Below are 17,359 nucleotides of genomic sequence, written 5' to 3' on the forward strand. Positions count from 1 at the left end.
CCAGCCACCCAAGGCACGCAACACGTTACGGCGCCCTCACCACGTTGAGCACCGCACCGCCTGCGGCCTGTGCCTGCACGCGGCGGTCGTACATCGACTCGCCATAGGCCGGCGGCACGACAAAACGCCCGGCGTTGGTCGCCTTGATCCGGTAGACGAACTCACGCACGTCGCCGTTGGCCGTACCGTAGATGACCACGCGGTCTTCGCGCACATCCGCGTACTGCGGCTGCCAGCTTGAGCCCGGCAACCCGACGGGCGAACGCCACGGCGCAGACGCAGCATTGGCTGCGGCGCCCTGGTCGCCCTGCGCCACTCCATCCGCCGCATCCGCTGCATCCGGCGCGGGCGGCGGGGTGATCACCGGATCGAACCCGCCCGGCAGCAGATCGACGATCGCTACGTTGCCAATGCTCTTGTTGTCCGTCGCGCGGATCTTCAGATGCACATCGATCTCCTGGCCGAGCGTGACCTTGTCCAGCGGCTTGCCGCTCGCATCGGTGTACTCGCGGATGATCTCCAGGCCGTTCTTGATCGCCTGCGTAGATGCTGTGCGGTCGTAACCCGACTGGCTCGTGATCTGCCACGCAGGCAGGCTGCTACCGTTGACAAAGCGCAGTTGCGACGCCGCCGCGCTCCACGAACCCGAGCGCATCACACTGCCCTGAACCGCGGAGATGTCCTTCGCGCTGCCATCCGCGCGCACCTCCTCGATCGCGAGCTTGTCTAGCCCGCTGGCGTTTTGCGAGGCATAGGCATCGAGCGCCAGGATGGTCATGGCGGACGACAGCGTGTTGAAACGGTTGTGCTGAACCGGCCCTGCAAGGTTGTCCAGCACACGCGGCGGCAATGCCTTCGCACGCTCCGGGAAGTGCTTCGCCAGCAGGTACAGCATGCTGGCATCGCGCGTCAGCGGATCGAAGTAGTAGCCGTAGACATAGGGCTCGTCGCGTGAGGGCTTGCGCTCCAGCACCTCCTGCGGCCCTGCAACCAACCGGCTGGCCTCTTTCTCCTGCTTGAGCAACTGATACGACGCGGCCAACCAGCCCGCGGCAAGATCGCTCTTCCAGTCGTTCGGGAAGGCATCCTGCAGGCGTTTCTGCACCGCGGCCAGGTTGTTGGTGGTGACGTTGCCCAGGCGCGTGAGCAGATAGACGGCATAGGCGCGCTGCCGCAACTGATCGAGCGAGCCAAGACGTTCGTTGGCGGCAAGCTGCTGCAGGTACGCGGTGCCGGCATCGAGCATCTCCTTCGGCACGGTAACGCCATGCTCGCGCGCGTCGATCAGCACGTGCATCGTGTACACCGACACGAACGGATCGGCATCCGGCGTTGCTGTCCACACGCCAAAGCCACCCTGCCCGTTCTGCCGGGCACGCAGAACATCCAGAAACTGATCGATCGCCGCGGCGTTCGCCCCCTTGTCATCCGCAGGCTGCGGTGCCAGCGCGTTGCGCAGCGACGGCGTCGACATCCACTTCGATGCAAACAGTCGCGGCACCGCGGCGCTCACCACCTGTTCGCTGCAGTAGTGCTGATAGTTGACGAGATAAGACGCCAGCCCCTGCGACAGCACCAGCGGCCCGGTGGACACGCTCGCCTCGCGCGCCACGTAGGCGTCGTACATCTTGCGCAGGTTCGGAAGGCTTACCTTCTTGTCGGCATCGATGCGCGCCACGTCCAGTTGCGTGCGGAAAGCCGCTGCTGGCCGGATCGATACATCCACGCCCTGCTGTGCAGATTTGCTCCCTGCACGCGCACTGAAGCTCAGGTTGCCCGAGCCCAACGTGTCGGTCGCCTTCACGCGGAACAGCGCCACGCCCTCGTGCATGGGCGCAAGCGTCACGGTCTGCGTGGCCGGACCGACCACCTGCAGCTGCGGGCCCACCTTCAGTGCGACGGCAATCGGCATGGGCTTGTCGCCGGCGCCAGTCACGTTGTTGGCCACGCCAACGCTCACCTCGGCCTCATCACCGGGGGCCAGCGTGGTTGGCACGTTGGGCGACAGCACGAAATCGCCCCGCACGGTGGTCGCCCCCTCATAGGTTCCCACCAGATCCGGCGACACCGACACTGCCATCACGCGCAGCTTGCCGTTGAAATAATCCGGCACGGTGTAGCTCAGGCGCTTGTCGCCGTTCACCTCGACGATGCCGGACCAGTAGACCACCGGCTTGTCTCGCTTGCGCTTGAACGGATTGAGCTGCCGACCAATCGCGTCGTCGGCATCGCCACCCGGCGCGGCCATCGACATCAGCGTCTCGAAGTCCGGCAGGATCAGGTCGAGAATCTGCGACGTACCGACCTCGAGCATGCGCTTGCGGAAGAAGTACTTAAGCGGGTCGCCCAGCTTGTAGTGCGCGACCTGCAGGATGCCCTCGTCCACCGCAAACACCACCACCTTGCCCGGCCGGGCGGAGTGCACATTGAAGGTGACGGTCTCGCCCGGTTTGACCATCGCCGGCGCATCGACCTTCAGCCCATTGCGCCGTGCATCCATGTTCACCGAGAACGGCACCACGCCGTAGCTCAGCGGGCTCATGAAGATCTCGTCAGACGACGGGTCTCGGATGTACTGCACGTTGATGTAGCCGTTACCCTCAAAGCCGGCCGGCACCGTGATGCGTTGCACGGAGCTGGTCGTATCGGCATGGAACCACGCATGTGCGTAGACCTTGTCGCGTTCGATGGTGATCAGCCCGCTGCCGGCGTACGGCGCACGGATGGCCACCTCCACCGACTCGCCAGGTTTGTAGTCGTGCTTGCTCAGGCTGATCTGCAGTTCGGTATTACGATCCAGCGAGCGCGATACGTTCGCCTCCCCGGTCACCAGGTACTGGATGCGGTTCACCTCCGTACGGTCCGCACTGCGGATCACCAGCGCGTAATTGCCCGGCTTGTCGGTGCGTAGTGCGTAATCGAGCCCGGCGGCAGGAATCGCCAGCGGCTTCTCGTCGACGGGCACCTCCTTGAGCCGCGAGTCGTACTTGTAGGCGCCGGAATCCTGTTTGGTCAGCACCGACACATAGCGCAGCTCGACCAGTTGCGCGCGCAGGTCCTTCAGGTCGATCGCCTTCGCACGCGGGTCAATGGCGACGAGCTTGACGGAGCGCGGGCTGCCGCGCTTCACATAGCCCAGGTCGTCGACCGACTTGTAGCCGACCAGCCATTCGTTGTTCGACACCATCCCCTGCGCGTTCGCCGCCACGCTGCGTCCGCCCTCGGCTTCGAATGCCTTGGACTGGAAATACAGCTGATACGTGGCATCCGCGTATTTCTTCAGATCGAGGTCGAATTCGGCGTGGCCCTTTTCGTCGGTCTTGCCGTCCTGAAGCTGGGTGGTATAGCCCTCCTTGGCGCGCCGTGCATCGAAGAACTGATAGCCGGGCCAACTGCGGAACGCCGGCCATGCCGGGCGCAGCGTGAGCGATGCCGTCACACGGCGGTTTGCCGCCGGCGTACCGAACAGGTTCTGTGCATCGACGATGCCCTTGAGCTGATCTGGCTTGACCCAGCCCTCGGCCACCTGTTGCGACAGCTTGGCTTCAACCTTCATGCGGTCGGGCAGGAACTCTTTGATCTGCACCGTGGTGCTGCCGATCGGCGCATCGACGGCCTGGCCGTTCTTGACGATGTAGAGGTTGACTGCCCAGGTGCCGGTCGGCGCCGTCTCGGCCGGGGTGTAGTCCAGTTCCGTAAAGCCCGAGGCATCGACAGTCACGGGCTGGCGCTTCACCGTCATACCGCGCGGGTCGACGATTTCCGCTTGCAACGGAATGCCCGCAGGGCTGCGCGCCCAGCTGGCGGCACGCACGATCAGGCCGATGTGGAACTGGTCACCCGGCCGGTAGATCCCCCGGTCAGAGAACAGGTACGCCGACAGTTGCCCCTGGTTGGTCGCATTGCGCTCGCCACCGACGTCGAAGCGCGAGAAATCGAGCTGCCGGTCAGAGCTCGAAATCGGCAGGAACGACAGGTCTTCGCCCTTCTTGACGATGTACAGCTTGGGACGCTTCTCGCGCTCCAGCCCCTTGAAGGTCGGGAAGTGGACAACGCCATCCGCACTGGTTGTCTGGGTGTAAAGCACCTGGCCGTTGACGGCCATCACCGACACAGATGCACCTGCCACCGGGCGACCTGTGCGGATCGACTGCACGAACACGTCCTGGCTGCCATCCAGCGCGCGCTTGACCAGCATGCCGAGGTCGGTGACGACAATCAGGCGGGTGTCAGTCGGCACCTGGCCGTTGTCGCCGTCGCTATCGCCATTACCGGCTTCGCTGTCGCCGCCGCCGTCGGTGTCACCGTTCGTCTGGGTATCGCCATCCGACTGGGCGGCGTCGGCCTTCTTCCTGTCCGCTGCAGGGTCATAGCCTGACAGGTGCAGCAGGAAGACGCCGCGCTTGCCATTCTTCAGGTATTGCCCAAGGTCGACACCCTCGTAGTGTGCTTTGCCCGGATCCGTCTCTGGGAACGCCAATTTCTGCTCGAAGCGCTCAACGATGTGGTCTTCGCCAAAGCTGTAGCTCAGTTGGGGGCGTGCGTACGTCCCTTGGTTGAAACTCACCAGATGCTGAAGCTGATCGGGCCTGACGCGACCGATCTCCAGTTTCATCCCCGGCAGATTGCGCGACACCACCGAGATGCGCTTGCTGCCGCTCATGGAGAGCAGCGAGCCGTCGGCCATGAAACGCAGCAACTTCGGATAGTCCGGCACGCTCAGGACCTGCTGCACCGCCTTGCCAAGCTCGTAGCCACCGAACGACTTCAGGCCAGCATCCACCCGCACGTAGACGCGCTGCCCGGGTTGCGCACGGTACTTGAAACTCTGCAGCGGTGCATATTCGCCTTCCGTCGGCGTCAGCTCGATATCGAGCGGCTGTGATTGGCGTAACACGTCTTCGCCCACCTCCGTTGTGTTCCACGGATACGGCGGCTCGTCGTCTCCCTGGCTGACGCCGGGCTTGCGCTTGGGCAACACCCATGCTTTCACAAGACCAGCAAGATCGCTGCCGCGCACGGCACCGCTCATTTCCGCCAGCAGCACCTGCTCAGGCTCGTAGCGATCGTTGTCGACCAGCGTCGGGGCAATCTGGTTGACTGCCAGGCTGTAGAGCCCCGGCACCCGAACAGACGTCTTCTGAGGTGCCTTGGTGCCGTCGCCACCGCGAATGCTGCGCACGCCACTGTCCAGCGTGAGACGCGCTGTCAGATCGTCGCGTGGAATATCGAGCTGCTGAGAATGCACCCAGGCATTGAGCTTGGCCGCATCGTAGGTCACGCTGAAGCGCAGCGGCGTGGTGGTTTTTCCATCGCGGCCGACCATCTCCAGCGCAATGCGTTTCTCAAACTGAGCCGCGTCGACGGGGTAGTTGAAACGAATCGGAAAAATCGTCTTCTTGCCCGCCGCATTCTGCGGGTCCTGATAGAACTCGCTTGCGCCGAATTGCATGTCGAATGCGGGCACATTGAAGTCGAGATGATCGTCAGCCAGCAGCACATGCTTCGCAAAAACCTGGGCAACGTCGAAATTCACCTCGACGTGCGCACCGATCGGCCAATCGGCAGCCGGCATGAAGCGCAGCGTGCGGTCATTGAGCCAAGTCCACTCCCCCTTCAGGGCCGGTTGCATTGCAATGCCGTTGCCGGCGGGCTTTCCAACCAGCTCGATTGGCGCTGCCGAGTGCGAGAAATCGATGTCGAGCGGATGGATGGTGACCTTGGGCTTACCCTCCTCATCCATGTAGCTCGTCAAGGCGGGGGCCCTGACCTTGAACGTGATGCGCTCTGGCTCGACCGGCTTGGGGCGATGCTGATACCACTGCCAGCCAAACGCGCCGGCAACCGCCAAAGCAATGGCGGCTACAACACCACCACCGAAGTGCCACGGACGACGCCGGGCTGCTGCCACCGTGGCCGGCACCCATGCCGGCGCAGACCAGGCAACGCTGCCGAATATCGGTCGCAATATGCGCGCGATCAGTGACAACAGAAACCCGATGACCCGGACGGGCAATCGCAGCAAAAAGCGCAGCAAGTCCATTGTTATTATTCCTTAGCAGAATGCCGCCACTCTCTGGCACGCCCCTCTGGCATTAGTTTGTTGCACGCTGGCAGCTCATACTTTCAAAGCCCCAAGTGCGCACCAAATTATCCGACAACTACCCGAGAAAAAAGCGACAGTCGATGCCTGTAACAAGAAAAACAACGCTTGTGTGAAACCCGCCGTTTCCCTGTCCGGCCTCTGCAGATTGCACATGGTCCGGTGTGTCCAAAGCGGATATATCTCCGGTGCGAACGCACCCCATTTTTTGCGCTAATCACCTACCGCCCCTCTGTGTTACGGATTTAAAACACGCCCCGCCTCCTAATCGGGTAAATTCGCTAAACACAAAAAAGCCCGCTTTACGCGGGCTTTTTTACTAAACCGTGGAGGTGAAAATCACTCCCACTCAATCGTCGCAGGCGGCTTGCCCGACACGTCATACACCACCCGGCTCAAACCACGCACTTCATTGATGACGCGGTTCGACACACGGCCCAGCAGCGTGTAGGGCAGGTGCGCCCAGTGTGCGGTCATGAAGTCCGTCGTCTGCACCGCGCGCAGTGCCGTCACGTAGTCGTACGTGCGGCCATCGCCCATCACACCAACGGACTTAACCGGTAGGAACACCGCAAACGCCTGGCTGGTCAGGTCGTACCAGCTCTTGCCGACATCGGCTTCCGTGCACAGGCCAGCAGCAGCGTCTTGCGCCGTTGCCTTGGTGCCGCGCAGTTCTTCGATGAAGATCGCATCGGCGCGGCGCAGCAGGTCGGCGTATTCACGCTTGACCTCGCCCAGAATCCGCACGCCCAGGCCCGGGCCCGGGAACGGATGGCGATACACCATCTCGTGCGGCAGGCCCAGGGCCACACCCAGTTCGCGCACTTCGTCCTTGAACAGGTCGCGCAGCGGTTCGAGCAGCTTCAAGCCCAGCGTTTCCGGCAGGCCGCCCACGTTGTGGTGGCTCTTGATGGTCGTGGCCTTCTTGGTCTTGGTGCCGCCCGACTCCACCACGTCCGGATAGATCGTGCCCTGTGCCAGCCACTTGGCGTTGGAGAGCTTCTTGGCTTCCGCCTGGAACACCTCGACGAACTCGCGGCCGATGATCTTGCGTTTGGCTTCCGGGTCGGTCACACCGGCCAAGTGGCCGAGGAACTGCTCGGACGCATCCACGTGCACGACCTTGGCGTGCAGGCGGCCGGCGAACATGTCCATCACCATCTTGCCTTCGTCCAGGCGCAGCAGGCCGTGGTCGACAAACACGCAGGTGAGTTGGTCGCCAATCGCACGGTGGATCAGCGCTGCAGCCACTGACGAATCCACGCCGCCCGACAGACCCAGGATCACCTCTTCATCGCCCACCTGTTCGCGGATACGCTGAACGGCTTCTTCGATGTGGTCGCGCATGACCCAGTCCGGCTTGGCCCCTGCAATTTCCAGCACGAAGCGCTCCAGCATCGCGCGGCCCTGCACGGTGTGCGTGACTTCCGGGTGGAACTGCACGGCGTAGTAGCCGCGCGCCTCGTCGGCCATGCCGGCGATCGGGCAGCTCGGCGTGGAGGCCAGCAGCTTGAAGCCCGGCGGCAGCTCGGCAACCTTGTCGCCGTGGCTCATCCACACCTTGAGCATGCCGTGGCCTTCCGGCGTGGCGAAGTCTTGGATGCCGTTGAGCAGACGGGTATGGCCGTGGGCGCGCACCTCGGCGTAACCGAATTCGCGGTGGTCGCTCCACTCGACTTTGCCGCCCAGTTGCACGGCCATGGTCTGCATGCCGTAGCAGATGCCGAGCACCGGCACGCCCAGGTCCCACACAGCTTGCGGCGCACGCAGCTGGTGGTCTTCGTAGGTGCTGGCGTGGCTGCCGGACAGGATGATGGCCTTGGGCGCGAATTCGCGCACGAAGGCATCAGACACATCGTTCGGGTGGATTTCGCAGTAGACGTGCGCCTCGCGCACGCGACGCGCGATCAGTTGCGTGACCTGCGAGCCGAAATCAAGGATGAGGACTTTGTCGTGCATGTTGTGGAGGAATGGAATCGGCAATCGTGTCGACTTCAGTGCCGGGGCCGTACCCAGGCGGCGGCATGTAGGCGGGTTCTTGGCGAGCGGTGGTTTCCGTGCGTTGACGCTCGCGCTCGGCAGCGGCGTCTTCTCGGGCCTTCTGCGCGCGCTCGCGCTCATTGGTGCGCACGCGGCGCGATGCGGGAATCTGCACGGCAGAGAACGCCGCCAGCACTGCAGCAAACGTCGGCAGCCAGATGCGGCCTGCGCCTTCCACCGGCAGATGGAAGAACAGCAGCCAGGCAATCACCAGCACGGCAACAGCCAGGTTCACATGGCCGACCACCTGCGCCACGGCGGTGGTCAGTTGCCCGTTGATGGTGGCTTGCCAAAGCAGCCATGCCAACCCGATCAGCGTGACGCCGAGCAGTTGGCCGTACATCGCCGGTTCCGGCTGCGGCAGTTGCAGTGCGCCGAAGACGGACGTCATCGGCGAGACCAGGAGGACGAGACCGACGCACAGTGCGACAGCCGCATCCAGAAACAGAACGAGTCGCAAAAGCGCTTTCATCAGTGTCTCCAGTTGCGGGTGGCCGCCCGTGCTCCGGCCACCGGTTGAATCAGCCGGAGCGCCCGCGCGCCCCGGCGGCAGTACTGCGTTGCCTTCTATCTTGTGTGCGGTGATCGCGTTGCCGATCAGTCGCGGTGATAGTTCGGCGCTTCCTTCGTGATCTGCACGTCGTGCACGTGCGATTCGTTCATGCCTGCGGCCGTGATCTCGACGAACTGGCTCTTTTCGTGCCATTCGGCAATCGATGCGCAACCGCAGTAGCCCATCGACGAACGAACACCGCCCGTGAGCTGATGCACGATCGGCAACGCAGAGCCCTTGTAAGGCACGCGACCCTCGATGCCTTCCGGCACGAGCTTGTCGACGTTGGCGGTGTTGTCTTCCTGGAAGTAACGGTCGGCAGCGCCATCCTTCATCGCGCCCACCGAGCCCATGCCGCGGTAGCTCTTGTATGAGCGACCCTGGAACAGGAACACCTCACCCGGAGATTCATCCGTGCCGGCAAACATGCCACCCATCATCACGGTGTGTGCACCGGCAGCCAGTGCCTTGGCAACGTCGCCCGAGTAACGGATACCACCGTCGGCGATGAGCGGCACACCGGTGCCCTTGAGCGCTTCGGCCACGTTGGATACCGCAAAGATTTGCGGCACACCCACGCCGGCAACGATCCGCGTCGTGCAGATCGAGCCCGGGCCGATACCCACCTTGACGCCATCCGCGCCATGGTCAACCAGCGCCTTGGCCGCATCGCCGGTAGCGATATTGCCGCCAATCACCTGCACTTGCGGGTAGTTATCTTTGATCCAACGCACGCGGCTGAGCACGCCCTGGCTGTGGCCGTGCGCGGTGTCGACCACGATCACGTCCACGCCGGCCTTGACCAGCAGGTCGATGCGCAGGTCGTTGTCCGGGCCCACGCCCACGGCCGCGCCCACGCGCAGCGAGCCGCGCTCATCCTTCGAGGCCAGCGGGTATTCCGTTGCCTTCTGGATATCCTTGACGGTAATCAGGCCACGCAGCTCAAAATCGTCGCCCACCACCAGCACGCGCTCCAGGCGGTGCTTGTTCATCAGGCGCTTGGCCTCTTCCAGCGAGGCGCCTTCCTTGACGGTGACGAGTTTCTCGCCCGGCGTCATCTTGGCGCGCACCGGGGCGTCCAACTCTTCCTCGAAACGCAGGTCGCGGTTGGTGATGATGCCCACCACCTTCTTGCCTTCCAGCACCGGGAAGCCAGAGATGCCGTGCTGTGCCGACAGCGCCATCACATCGCGGACCTTCATGTCCGGACCGATGGTGATCGGATCGCGCAGCACGCCCGATTCGAAGCGCTTGACCTTGGCGACTTCGCGCGCCTGTTCTTCCGGCTTCAGGTTCTTGTGGACGATACCGATGCCACCCTGCTGCGCCATGGCGATGGCGAGCCGCGCTTCCGTAACCGTATCCATGGCAGCGGAGACGAGCGGAATGGCGAGTTCAATCGAACGGGTGAGCTTGGTGCGAAGGGACGTATCGCGGGGCAGGACGGCCGAGTAAGCCGGGACAAGCAGCACATCATCGAACGTGAGTGCTTTCTGGACAAGACGCATAGCAATTTCCTCTAGGCGCAAAATCGGATTATACGGGAATTCGCCCCACGGTTGTAGACAGCCATGCTATGCTCGATAAATTTTTCTTCGCGCACGCATCTAAAGCGCGCTGCGCCGCCAGCGGCCGCCGCTGGTGGTCATACCGTGCCAGCCTCGCGAGTGTTCGAATGGGAATTGGCGTATTGTGCGCCCTGCTGGCCGGGGCGATGTGGGGCATGGTCTTCATCGCGCCCCGCGCACTGCCAGCGTTCTCGCCCTGGGAGCTGGCCCTCGGCCGCTACCTTGCCTACGGCGCCATCGCGGCCATTGCCGCCGCCCCGATCCTTCCCCGCATTGCCCGCAAGATCACCCGCACCGATTGCCTGGAGCTCATCAAGCAATCCTGCAGCGGCAACCTTGTCTATTACGTCCTGGTGGCATTTGGCGTGCAACTGGCCGGGGTTGCCCCCACTTCACTCATCATCGGCATCCTGCCCATCACCGTGACAGTGCTGGGGCGGCGCGACCACGGTGCCGTGCCGCTTTACCGGCTGATCTGGCCGTTGCTGGTGGTGGCTATCGGCATCGTGTGCGTCAACATCGACCTGTTCGGCCATGAGAGTGCTGCGGCTGCAGCCAACGCTCGCCCCATCTGGCAACGCATTGCCGGCATCGCCTGCGCCGCCGGCGCGCTGTGCAGCTGGACGTGGTATGCCGTGGACAACGCGCGCTACCTGCAGCGCAATCCGCATTTCTCGAGCAACGAGTGGTCAGCGCTATATGGCATCTCGAGCGGCGTTCTGTCGACCGCACTGACCGTAGCCGCCCTGCTCGTTGCCGGCACAAGCTGGGCCAGCGGCGGCGGACGCGTCTGGGGTACCTTCTGGGCAGTGAATGCTGCCGTGGCACTCGGCGCGTCGCTGATCGGCAACAACCTGTGGAACATGGCTTCCCGCCGCCTACCGCTCACGCTATCCGGCCAGTTGATCGTGTTCGAGACGCTGTTCGCGCTGGCATATGGCTTTGTGTACGACGGGCGTTGGCCGCGTCCGCTTGAAATCGCCGCAATCGCCTTGCTGATCGGGGGTGTCGGCTGGTCCGTACGCTTGCACGCGGAAGACAAGTCTGCATAAACTGGGCGCCTTGCCGGGGGGCGAGTCGATAGGCGGGTCAAGCCATCGTTCTCGATTTGCGAGTGGCGATCACGCCACCGGGCTCCCGTGCGCGTCGTGGGGCCGTCGTCGGGTCGGCCAGCGCGCCTCGGCAGGCCATCGAACGAGAACTCCATGAAACGACTGCACGTCCTGCTGCCAGCCACCGCCACCCTGATCGCCCTCGCCTGTCCGGCAGCCCTTGCACAATGGGCTTGGCAATGGCGCGATGAGAAAGGCCTGATGGTCTACAGCGACGCGGCACCGCCGCCGTCGGTACCGCCCAGCCGCATCATCCGCAACCCGAACAGCCGCACTGCCACCGCGTACGAAGCAGTGCCGGCACCGGCTTCCGCAGTTCAGGCCGCCTCGGCACCCAAAGCCGCCCAACCCGCCTCCAGCGTGGCCGTCGATCCGGACGAAGCCCTGCGCAAGCGCATGGCCGATCGCGCGAAGAAAGAACAGGACGAAGCCAAACAGGCAGAAGCCGCCCAGCGCAAGCAGGCGGAATGCGCACGCCTGCGCAACGAAACCACGTATATGCAGGAAGGCCGTCGCATTGGTACCGCGCAGGCCGACGGCTCGATTGCCTTTATGGATGACAATCAGCGCGCCGCCGCCGTTGCGCGCAATCAGGCAGCCCTGAGCGCCAACTGCAACTGAGCGAGCGTTATTCGAGGACGTCGCCTTTGGGCGGCGCCTCGGGTGGTGCCCCCTCGGGTGGCGCCCCATTACGCAGCCACTTCAGGCCTTCGCGCGTACCGGTTGCCCGTACCTTCTGCACCCGGCGCCGGCGCGCCGTCTTTGGATCGGCGATCAGCGGACCCAAGATTTCCACACGGTCACGCGCATGCAGCGGCGCATCCGGCGTCTTGCGCTTGCCATAGATGCCCAGGCGGCATGTATCGATCGTCAGATCCGATCCATCCAGAACCCCTGACATCCGTACCGCATCAGCCACTGTCGACTGCGCCGGCACCTGTACATTGACCAGCCGCGGCGGCGTAACCGTCGCCAGGCAAACCATCACCTCAAGCTGCTCAGGATTCGCCATAGACAGTCTCAGCGCGCTTGACGAAGGAATCGACGAAGGTATTGGCGATCATGCTGAACACCGGGCCGATGATCTTTTCCAGCAGGTGACTGGAAAACTCGTAGTGCAGGTGGAAATTGATCTTGCAGGCGTCGGCCCGCAACGGCGTGAACACCCAAAAACCGGTGAAAGCCTTGAAAGGACCGTCGGCAAACTGCATATCGATCCGGGTGGGTCGCGTTTGCGTGTTGCGTGTCCGGAAATGCTGACGGATACCCTTGAAGGCAATATCGACGCGCGCATCGAGTGACGTTTCCGTCTGCTCGAAGATTTCTACGCCGCCGCACCACGGTAGGAAGTTCGGATAGTCCTTGACGTCGGTGACCAGGTCGAACATCTGTTCGGCCGAGTAGCCAATCAACACGGTTTTTTCAACGTCTGCCATGCGCCATCCGAGAGCTTTGCGCGCCGCACCTCCGGGCGTAAGCCTCGGGCTGCAGCGGATTTGTTAAACTCGCCATTTTATCGCAGCGCATGCCGGGATCGTCACCCCGATGCGCTCACCGCACATTCCAACGTATGACCATCGCCGACAACAAGAAAGCCTTTTTCGATTACTTCATCGAAGAGCGCTACGAGGCAGGCATGGCACTCGAGGGCTGGGAGGTGAAGGCCATCCGCGCCAACCGTGCGCAGATCAAAGAAGGCTACGTCGTGATCCGTAACGCCGAGCTGTTCCTGATCGGGGCGCACATCAGCCCACTGCAATCGGCCTCCACCCACGTCAACCCCGACCCCGTGCGCACCCGCAAGCTGCTGCTGCACGCTGAAGAGATCAAGAAGCTCATCGGCAAGGTCGAGCAGCGCGGCTACACGCTCGTGCCGCTCAACCTGCACTACACGCGCGGCCGCGTGAAATGCGAAATCGGCCTCGCCAAGGGCAAGAAGCAATTCGATAAGCGCGAAACCGAAAAGGACCGCGACTGGCAGCGCGAGAAAGCGCGCCTCATGCGCGAGAAGGCCTGACCGGGGCCTTCCCGCTCCCGCGCTTTTAAACGTTCGGCCGTTGTTGCTTCACAATCGTCAACGCTGACGCAATCATCGTGCTCAGGTCACCCATGTTGCCTGGCACGATCAGCGTGTTGCCCTGCTTGGCCAGGTTACCGAACGCGCTCACATATTCCTCCGCCACCTTCAGGTTGACCGCATCGATTCCGCCATCGGTGCGGATCGCCAGACCGATCTTCTGGATCGCCTGCGCATTGGCTTCGGCCACTGCCAGAATCGCCGCCGCCTCGCCCTGGGCCTTGTTGATGGCGGCTTGCCTTTCACCTTCAGACTTTTGGATTGCCGCCTCGCGCGCGCCCGACGCCAGATTGATCTGCTCCTGACGCTTACCTTCCGATGCAGCGATCAGCGCACGCTTTTCGCGTTCGGCAGTGATCTGCGCCTGCATGGCGTGCAGGATTTCCTTCGGCGGCGTCAGATCCTTGATCTCATAGCGCAGCACCTTCACGCCCCAGTTCGATGCAGCCTCATCCAGCGCATTGACCACGCTGTGGTTGATGAAGTCGCGCTCCTCAAACGTCTTGTCCAGCTCAAGCTTGCCCACCACGGAACGCAGCGTCGTCTGCGCGAGTTGCGTGATCGCAACCACAAAGTTGCTTGAACCGTACGACGCCCGCATCGGGTCGGTCACCTGGAAGTACAGGATGCCGTCCACCTGCAGCTGCGTGTTGTCCTTGGTGATACAGATCTGGCTCGGCACGTCGAGCGGGATTTCCTTGAGCACGTGCTTGTAGGCCACGCGGTCGACAAACGGCAGCACGATGTTGAGCCCTGGCGACAGCGTTGCGTGGTACTTGCCCAGCCGCTCCAGAATCCAGGCGTGCTGTTGCGGCACGATCTTGACGCCCTGCGCGATCAGCACAATAGCGGCAAACAGAACGATAAGCGCGAGAGTCCCCAGCTCGAACATAGAACCTCCAGTTGTTGGTATTGGGTGCTAAGGCTTAATGCTTGGGCGCGACAACCAGCACGTTGCCGCGTACCTCGACGATGCGGAATTCGCCGCCCGAAGCCGTGGCGTGCGGTGCCAGCTCGACGTCCCATGCGGCGCCACGATATTGCACGCGCGCGCGGCGCTCGGGCGACCACGCGTCTACGCGCAGCACCTCGCCGATATCCAGATTCACGTTGCGATTGCGAGCGGCATCTTCGCGTGTCACGCGTCCGTAGCGCGAGCGCCGTAGTCCAGCGATGCCGAACACCGCGATGATGGCGGCCACAATGGCCTGCGCCGGAAACGCCAGTCCAACCAGTGCTGCCAAACCGCCGGCCAGCAAGCCGATTGCCACCATCAGCAGGTAGAACGTACCCGTCATCAGTTCACCGATGACGAGCAGCACAGCCAGCGAAAACCAAATGGTCTGAGCCGACATGCTCCCTCTCCCAGAAAAAAACCCCCGCGACGCTGCACGTCTGCGGGGGCATGCCGCTCAGCCCCCGCCAGCGTTAGACGCTGCCGGGCACTTCGCGTTCTTGTTAGCGCGTACCTATCACAATACGCGCTTTGTCTTACAACACGCTAGATCCGGCCCGATTTAGGCCGAACCCAGCTTCTGCCACGTATCGACCACCGAATCCGGATTCAGCGAGATCGACGAGATGCCTTCCTTGGCCAGCCACTCGGCAAAATCCGGGTGGTCGGACGGGCCTTGACCACAGATACCGACGTACTTGTTCATCGACAGCGCCGTGGAAATGGCACGCTGCAGCATGAACTTGACTGCCGGGTCGCGCTCGTCAAAGTCGCGGGCCAGCAGCTCCATGCCGGAGTCGCGGTCCAGGCCCAGCGTGAGCTGCGTCAGATCGTTCGAGCCGATCGAGAAGCCGTCGAAATGCTGCAGGAACTGCTCGGCCAGGATCGCGTTGGACGGCACTTCGCACATCATGATCAGGCGCAGGCCGTTCTCGCCGCGCTTCAGGCCGTACTTGGCCAGCAACTCGACAACCTTCTCAGCCTGGCCGAGCGTACGCACGAACGGCACCATGACCTCAACGTTGGTCAGGCCCATCTCGTCACGCACGCGCTTCATGGCGCGGCACTCCATCTCGAAGGCCTCAGCAAAGTCTTCGGCGATGTAGCGCGAGGCGCCACGGAAGCCCAGCATCGGGTTTTCTTCGTCCGGCTCGTAGCGCGAACCACCAATCAGCTTCTTGTACTCGTTGGACTTGAAGTCCGACAGACGCACGATCACGGGCTTCGGGTAGAACGCCGCCGCGATGGTGGCGATGCCCTCGGCCAGCTTGTCGACGTAGAACGCGCGCGGGCTGGCATGGCCACGGGCCACGCTTTCCACGGCTTTCTTCAGGTCGCTGTCGACTTGCGGGTAGTCGAGGATCGCCTTCGGGTGCACGCCGATGTTGTTGTTGATGATGAATTCCAGACGCGCCAAGCCAACACCGCCGTTGGGAATCTGGCAGAAGTCGAACGCCAGTTGCGGGTTGCCGACGTTCATCATGATCTTCGTGCTGATCACCGGCATTTCGCCGCGCTGGACCTCCGTGATTTCGGTTTCCAGCAGACCATCGTAGATCTTGCCTTCGTCGCCCTCGGCGCACGAGACCGTCACCAGGGTGCCGTCCTTCAGCAGGTCGGTGGCGTCGCCGCAGCCGACCACGGCCGGCACACCCAGCTCACGCGCGATGATGGCCGCGTGGCAGGTACGGCCGCCGCGGTTGGTGACGATGGCCGAAGCACGCTTCATCACCGGTTCCCAGTTCGGGTCGGTCATGTCGGCAACCAGCACGTCGCCGGGCTGCACGCGTTCCATTTCGGCCGGATCGTTGATCACGCGCACCGGACCCGTGCCGATCTTCTGGCCGATGGCGCGGCCGGTGGTCAGCACCGGTGCCGAGCCCTTCAGGCGGAAGCGCTGCTCAGCCTTACCCTGCGACTGGCTCTTCACCGTCTCGGGGCGAGCCTGCAGGATGTAGATCTTGCCGTCCTTGCCGTCGCGGCCCCACTCGATGTCCATCGGGCGGCCGTAGTGCTTCTCGATGATGACAGCGTACTTGGCCAGCTCCGCCACGTCAGCGTCGCTGATGGAGTAGCGGTTGCGCAGTTCGCCCGGCACGTCCACAGTCTTCACGCGGCCTTCTTCACCCGGCGCGGTGAATTCCATCTTGATCAGCTTGGAGCCGATCGAACGGCGGATGATCGGGTACTTGCCGGAGGCCAGCGTCGGTTTGAAGACGTAGAACTCGTCCGGGTTCACGGCGCCCTGCACCACCGTTTCACCCAGGCCGTAGCTGGAGGTGATGAAGACGACTTCCTGGAAGCCCGATTCGGTGTCGATCGTGAACATCACGCCCGAGGCGCCGCAGTCCGAACGCACCATGCGCTGGATACCGGCCGACAGGGCCACCACGTCGTGGGCGAAACCCTTGTGCACGCGGTACGAAATCGCACGGTCGTTGTACAGCGAGGCAAACACGTGCTTGATCTTGTCGAGCACGTCATCAATGCCCAGAACGTTGAGGTAGCTTTCCTGCTGACCGGCGAACGAGGCGTCCGGCAAGTCTTCGGCCGTGGCCGACGAGCGCACCGCGAACGATGCCTCGGCACCTTCACGGGCAGCCACGCGAGCGTACGAGTCACGAATTTCCTGCTCCAGGCGCGGCTGGAACGGTGCGGTGGCAACCCACTCGCGGATCTCCTTGCCGGCCGCGGCCAGTGCCTTGACGTCATCGACGTCCAGGGCGGCCAGACGCTGCGAGATACGCTCGGTCAGGTTGTTGTGTGCGAGGAAGTCACGGAATGCCAGTGCCGTGGTGGCAAAACCGCCCGGAACGCGCACGCCGGCGCCATCCAGCTGGGAGATCATCTCGCCCAGCGAAGCGTTCTTACCGCCAACGACCTCAACATCGGTCATCCGCAGTTGCTCGAACGGCAGCACATAGGCGCCGTCTTGCGACAGGTTAGTCATA

At 63.1% G+C, this 17,359-nt stretch carries 12 protein-coding genes; 3 read left to right on the forward strand and 9 right to left on the reverse strand.

Annotated features, from left to right (window positions below; genetic code table 11):
• Positions 1-25 precede the first annotated feature (25 nt).
• The 4 genes from F7R11_RS11090 to guaB all read right to left on the reverse strand — a co-directional run bounded on the left by F7R11_RS11090 (position 26) and on the right by guaB (position 10,204).
• Positions 26-6,043 carry an alpha-2-macroglobulin family protein gene (locus F7R11_RS11090; RefSeq protein WP_064803534.1) on the reverse strand — a complete coding sequence of 2,006 codons (6,018 nt, stop codon included), beginning with the start codon at positions 6,041-6,043 and terminating at the stop codon, positions 26-28.
• Between the two features lie 399 nt (positions 6,044-6,442).
• Positions 6,443-8,062, reverse strand: a complete 1,620-nt coding sequence (gene guaA / locus F7R11_RS11095; RefSeq protein WP_021194404.1) for a glutamine-hydrolyzing GMP synthase — start codon at positions 8,060-8,062, stop codon at positions 6,443-6,445.
• A complete protein-coding gene (locus tag F7R11_RS11100) occupies positions 8,037-8,615 on the reverse strand; it encodes a hypothetical protein (protein WP_021194403.1) in 579 nt (192 codons plus the stop codon). The genes guaA and F7R11_RS11100 overlap by 26 nt, the downstream gene beginning before the upstream one ends.
• Positions 8,616-8,740: 125 nt before the next feature.
• Positions 8,741-10,204 (reverse strand): IMP dehydrogenase, encoded by a 1,464-nt coding sequence (gene guaB, locus F7R11_RS11105; RefSeq protein WP_064803536.1) that lies wholly within the window; start codon positions 10,202-10,204, stop codon positions 8,741-8,743.
• Between the two features lie 167 nt (positions 10,205-10,371).
• Here guaB and F7R11_RS11110 point away from each other — a divergent pair, with 167 nt between their 5' ends.
• A complete protein-coding gene (locus F7R11_RS11110; protein ID WP_064803539.1) occupies positions 10,372-11,316 on the forward strand; it encodes a DMT family transporter in 945 nt (314 codons plus the stop codon).
• A gap of 153 nt (positions 11,317-11,469) precedes the next feature.
• Complete coding sequence (locus F7R11_RS11115) at positions 11,470-11,997, forward strand: DUF4124 domain-containing protein (protein WP_064803541.1); 528 nt, start codon at positions 11,470-11,472, stop codon at positions 11,995-11,997.
• A gap of 7 nt (positions 11,998-12,004) precedes the next feature.
• On the opposite strand, the gene F7R11_RS11120 is transcribed toward F7R11_RS11115, so the two are convergent.
• A complete protein-coding gene (locus F7R11_RS11120) occupies positions 12,005-12,388 on the reverse strand; it encodes an RnfH family protein (protein WP_064803543.1) in 384 nt (127 codons plus the stop codon).
• Entirely contained in the window at positions 12,375-12,812 is a 438-nt protein-coding gene (locus F7R11_RS11125) for a type II toxin-antitoxin system RatA family toxin (protein WP_021194398.1), read from the reverse strand. The genes F7R11_RS11120 and F7R11_RS11125 overlap by 14 nt, the downstream gene beginning before the upstream one ends.
• A gap of 134 nt (positions 12,813-12,946) precedes the next feature.
• On the opposite strand from F7R11_RS11125, the gene smpB reads away from it, so the two are divergent.
• Positions 12,947-13,393 carry an SsrA-binding protein SmpB gene (smpB, locus tag F7R11_RS11130; protein ID WP_004626709.1) on the forward strand — a complete coding sequence of 149 codons (447 nt, stop codon included), beginning with the start codon at positions 12,947-12,949 and terminating at the stop codon, positions 13,391-13,393.
• Between the two features lie 25 nt (positions 13,394-13,418).
• On the opposite strand, the gene F7R11_RS11135 is transcribed toward smpB, so the two are convergent.
• The 3 genes from F7R11_RS11135 to ppsA all read right to left on the reverse strand — a co-directional run bounded on the left by F7R11_RS11135 (position 13,419) and on the right by ppsA (position 17,358).
• On the reverse strand, positions 13,419-14,345 hold the full coding sequence (locus F7R11_RS11135; RefSeq protein ID WP_064803545.1) for an SPFH domain-containing protein: 927 nt from the start codon (positions 14,343-14,345) through the stop codon (positions 13,419-13,421).
• A 34-nt stretch (positions 14,346-14,379) separates the two neighbouring features.
• The gene (locus F7R11_RS11140; RefSeq protein ID WP_064803547.1) at positions 14,380-14,808 is read right to left on the reverse strand and encodes an NfeD family protein; all 429 of its coding nucleotides are present in this window, start codon (positions 14,806-14,808) and stop codon (positions 14,380-14,382) included.
• Between the two features lie 162 nt (positions 14,809-14,970).
• Positions 14,971-17,358: a phosphoenolpyruvate synthase gene (gene ppsA / locus F7R11_RS11145; protein WP_064803549.1), complete on the reverse strand. Its 2,388-nt coding sequence runs from the start codon at positions 17,356-17,358 to the stop codon at positions 14,971-14,973.
• Position 17,359: the final 1 nt, after the last annotated feature.

The sequence above is a fragment of the Ralstonia insidiosa genome, assembly GCF_008801405.1.
GTDB lineage: Bacteria > Pseudomonadota > Gammaproteobacteria > Burkholderiales > Burkholderiaceae > Ralstonia > Ralstonia insidiosa.